The 4,004-nt window shown below is 66.0% G+C and carries 7 protein-coding genes; 5 read left to right on the top strand and 2 right to left on the bottom strand.

What is annotated here, in order from left to right:
• The first annotated feature begins 272 nt into the window (after window positions 1-272).
• The 3 genes from WA702_RS04565 to WA702_RS04555 all read left to right on the top strand — a co-directional run bounded on the left by WA702_RS04565 (window position 273) and on the right by WA702_RS04555 (window position 1,840).
• Window positions 273-575, top strand: coding sequence for a hypothetical protein (locus WA702_RS04565; RefSeq protein WP_425109346.1), 303 nt, complete (start codon window positions 273-275; stop codon window positions 573-575).
• A gap of 223 nt (window positions 576-798) precedes the next feature.
• Window positions 799-1,311 (top strand): IS1096 element passenger TnpR family protein, encoded by a 513-nt coding sequence (locus WA702_RS04560; RefSeq protein WP_425109345.1) that lies wholly within the window; start codon window positions 799-801, stop codon window positions 1,309-1,311.
• A 10-nt stretch (window positions 1,312-1,321) separates the two neighbouring features.
• Entirely contained in the window at window positions 1,322-1,840 is a 519-nt protein-coding gene (locus WA702_RS04555) for a mismatch-specific DNA-glycosylase (protein ID WP_425109344.1), read from the top strand.
• Window positions 1,841-2,002: 162 nt separating this feature from the next.
• Here WA702_RS04555 and WA702_RS04550 read toward each other — a convergent pair whose 3' ends face one another.
• Together WA702_RS04550 and WA702_RS04545 are read right to left on the bottom strand one after the other, a co-directional pair.
• On the bottom strand, window positions 2,003-2,443 hold the full coding sequence (locus WA702_RS04550; protein ID WP_425109343.1) for a hypothetical protein: 441 nt from the start codon (window positions 2,441-2,443) through the stop codon (window positions 2,003-2,005).
• 212 nt (window positions 2,444-2,655) lie between these two features.
• Window positions 2,656-3,135 carry a J domain-containing protein gene (locus tag WA702_RS04545; protein ID WP_425109342.1) on the bottom strand — a complete coding sequence of 160 codons (480 nt, stop codon included), beginning with the start codon at window positions 3,133-3,135 and terminating at the stop codon, window positions 2,656-2,658.
• A 279-nt stretch (window positions 3,136-3,414) separates the two neighbouring features.
• Between WA702_RS04545 and WA702_RS04540 the strand changes: the two genes are divergently transcribed.
• A complete protein-coding gene (locus tag WA702_RS04540; RefSeq protein WP_425109341.1) occupies window positions 3,415-3,690 on the top strand; it encodes a helix-turn-helix domain-containing protein in 276 nt (91 codons plus the stop codon).
• Between the two features lie 150 nt (window positions 3,691-3,840).
• A partial coding sequence (locus WA702_RS04535) for a collagen-like triple helix repeat-containing protein (protein ID WP_425109347.1) occupies window positions 3,841-4,004 on the top strand: 164 nt, incomplete at its 3' end.

The raw sequence follows: 4,004 nt of genomic DNA, 5'->3' as shown, positions 1-4,004 counted from the left end.
GGTAGCTCCGTCTATATCGTGCGCTATACCGTTTTAATGGACGCCGGAGACATCCTGATCACCCGTATCTGGCATGGACGAGAAGCGCGTCCGTAAACAGGTGCAGCCTTGCCGCGCTCCCCCCCTGACATCGCCGTGAGCCCCCCACGGGCGCGCTTGCAACGCGCGCGCTTTTGTCGCAGGAACATGGGCCCGTCGCGGACGGGGACCGCCACCGGGCGGAGCGTCGGCCCGGGGCGGCTGGGGTATTTGTTTGTTACGGGAGATTTCTCATGCGTCGCTTCGTCACTTTCGCTGCCGCCGCCGCTGTGGCCGCGGCGTCTGTCGCGCCCGCCATTGCGGCCCATCGGCATCATGCTGCTCCGGCCGAGCCGCAGGTCGGCGCCGCCCAGCCCGGCTACTATGTGATCCGCTGGGACAACACCGGCATCTGCCAGATCTGGAACGAGCAGCTTACCGCCAAGCCGACCCAGTGGCCGTCCACCTACAAGGTGGTCAGCAGGCCGGTGCCGACGTTCAACGAAGCCAGCGCCATTCAGATGAAGCTGCGCGGCGAGCGCAGCTGCACGCTGTAACGGCCAGCCAGGCTCCGGCGACAGGACATCGGGCGATCGCCGTCACCGGCGGTCGCCCTTGCTTATGCGGACCTTGGGTGCGGCGAGCCGCGGCTGCCCGTCTCGCGGGGGAACATGTGGATGGGGCGGGACAACTGCGCTGAGTTGCGCAAGCCGCTCTCGCCCCTGTCATCCCGCCCGTGTAGTCTCCCCTGGGCGTCATGCACGCCTTGCGGAGATCGGCATGGCTCAGAACGAGACCTTCATCCTGCACGCGGCGCTCGACGGCCGGCGCGCGATCTATCGTGACATCGAGATCGATCCGGCGAAATCGCTCACCAGGCTCGCCGGAACCATCGTGCAGGCGTTCGGTTTCGATTTCGACCACGCGTTCGGCTTCTACACCGGCCTGACCCTGTCGAAGATCAAGATCGTCCATCCGCAATACGAGTTGTTTGCCGACATCGGCGAGGCCGGCCCCGGCGTGCTCGGGGTCGAGAAGACCAGGATCGCGCAGGCCTTCCCGCAGCCCGGCCATACGCTGCTGTTCCTGTTCGACTATGGCGACGACTGGCTGTTCCGCATCACCTTGAAGTCCATTGGCGTCAAGCAGCCGAAAGCGCGCTATCCGCGCGTGGTCGCGGCCAAGGGCCAAGCGCCGGAGCAGTATCCTGCCCCCGATGAGGACGAAACGGATGGACCGCGGATCGGCGTCAATCCTCGGTCCGGCGAGGTCATCCGCTTCGGCGAAAAATAATGTGCGACAGATGACCGACGCCGCGGAGCGGCGCGATCGCCTGCCCGACCAACTCGCGCCGAACCTGCGCCTGGTCTTCGTCGGCACCGCGGCCAGTGAACGTTCGGCCGCGACCGGTCATTACTACGCCCATCCCGGCAACCGCTTCTGGCCCACGCTGCATGCGATCGGGCTGACGCCGCGGCTTTATCAGCCGCATGAGTTTGCCGCGCTGCTCGATCTCGGCATCGGCTTCACCGACCTCTGCAAGCACGGCGCCGGCATGGACCACATCGCGCTCAAGCAAGGCGTCGATGTCGATGGTTTTTCCGCAAAGATGCGGCGCTATCGCCCGCGCACGATCGCCTTCACCAGCAAGAAGGCGGCAAGCCTGTTCTATGGCCGGCCGACATCGCGCATCACATTCGGCCGGCAGCCGGAGCGTGACGATTTCCCCGATGTCTTCGTGCTGGCCTCGCCTTCAGGTGCCGCATCGGGCACATGGACGTTGCGGCCTTGGCTGGAGCTGGCGGCGCGTGTGAATGCGTAGCTTCTCACGCATCGCGCTTCCCTGGTCGTCACCCGCGCAGGCGGGTGACCCAGTATTCCAGAGACGTCAGCGATGGACCGAGCGGCCACAGCGTACTTCATCACCCGCCTGCGCGGGTGATGACAGCTTTACTAACAGCGACACCTCGACCGCAGAGCAATACTACCGCAGCCCGATCGCAAGGCCTGAGAGGTCGACATTGGCCAAAAGCCCGATTTGCTCGCCGGCGAGCTCGAGCACCGCGCCCTTCTGGTTGGTCAGCACGATGCCGCGCACGCCGCGGCCGACCGCGAGCCCGGCGCCGGCCGCGCCATAGACGCCTGCGACGTCGGAGGGCCGGAAGATGTTGCTGACGCGGCCATGCAGCACGGTGCGCGAACCGCCGAACACCAAGCCGTAGTCGAGGCCGCCGGTCGACAGCGGATAAGCCCGCCCGCGGAAGTACATTACGCCGGAGCCGCCCGAGCCACCGATGATCCAGCCCGCCTTGTAGATCGTCAGCGTGATGGTGCCGCCGTCGGCGAACGCCGCGCCCGGCAGCAGGCTGGCGGTCAGCGCTGTGAGAGCAACCAGCGCGCTGCGGAGCAAGGATGCAAACTTCATGTGCGGAAAACTCCTCAAGGTGTGAGCAGGACTAAGAGACATGCGTGATAAGACCAAACGAATCGGTTTGGCTGAATTTAGCCTTTTGCACGGCGGGACGCATGTGCGGCGGCGACTGTGCGCGAAAAGCCATAGGCGCGGCAGGCGCGTGCGAGATCGCAATCGGCACGTCGCTCAATGTCGCCGCGGCACTTGCACTGCCCGGCCGTCGGTCACGCCGGCCGCTTCGTCAGCTCGTCCTGCGCGGCCACGAGCTCGCGAAACGCCTGTTCGCTGCCGCCTGCATCCGGATGCATGATTTTGGCGGCGCGACGGAAGGCGCTGCGGATCTCGGGCGCCGATAGCGCGCCATCGATCGGCAGGCCGAGCAGTTGGCGCGCGTGCTGATCCGCCGTCAGCGGTTTCGGCCTGGCGCCGCGCCGGCCGAAGCGCGGCATGGTGAGCTCGATCAGCACGTCGAGCACGACGATCAGGCGACGCCGCGCCGCATCATGCGTGATGGCGTCAGCACCGAAGCCGGCGGCACTGCGCAGGATCGGCAGCGCCTGCGTAGCCGCTTGACGCAATGTCGGCTCCGCGCTCAGGCGCGCGATATCATCGACAAGCGCGGCAGCGTCACGCCAGTCGGTCGGGTTGGCCTGCAGCAACCGCTCGATCGCGGATTTCCAGGCAGCGGAGGATGGTTCGGCCAAGCTGTTTGCCGTGTGTTGTCCAGGACGAGGAAACAGCGCCGTTATGCGCGCCCATCGTTTCCGCGCGCTTAATCCACCAGCGACCCGGCCGCCCCCAGGGCGGAATGCGTCGCCGGGCGCGCGAAATCGAGGCATTTCCTTGACATTCAACCTGGCGGCGGTGCGCGTTAAGCGGTCGTTAACCTTATCGGACCACGTTGTTTTACGGGGTGGGTATTTGTTGGTCTCGATGTTTTCCGCGCTTTGTGCCGGCGCGGGGCGTTGATCGGGAGGAGTTCCATGTCACACGATCTGTCACATTACGCCGAAAACCTATCCAGCATTTCGACGCTGCCGCCGCCCTCACCGGGGCGGCCTGCGAACGAGGTTGTTCCGCTATTGATCGGAACGCCACTCTCGGAAATCGAGCGCGAGCTGATCGTGCAGACGCTCGGCCGCTGCCACGGCAACCGTACTCATGCAGCGAAGCTGCTCGGCATGCCCGTCCGCACGCTGCGCAACCGCATCAGGCTCTACGTGGCCGATGGCATCGAGGTACCCGCCTACGGGGCGTGAGCCGTCATCCGCAGACGATGACGCCACGACGACAACGCGGATGGCGATTGATGTTGATCGATCGCCATCCTCGCGCGTCACAGAATTGCTGCCACCGTCGCGCGTCTGCTACGCTTCCCCGCGAGAATCAGCGTTGGTGGAGTTGCGGTGGTGGCGAAGAATCCGGCCGGTCGGCAGGGACGCGCGGGGCCGCGAGGCCTACAGGGACAACCAGGACGACGCGGACCGGACGGGCTTCGCGGCAAAGCGGGGCCGGACGGCAAGCCCGGCGCTCAGGGCAGACCGGGGGCAGATGGCAAGCCGGGGCCGCAAGG

This window comes from Bradyrhizobium sp. (assembly GCF_049798375.1).
Classification (GTDB): domain Bacteria; phylum Pseudomonadota; class Alphaproteobacteria; order Rhizobiales; family Xanthobacteraceae; genus Bradyrhizobium.
This window is presented reverse-complemented; position numbering and strand designations above follow the sequence as displayed.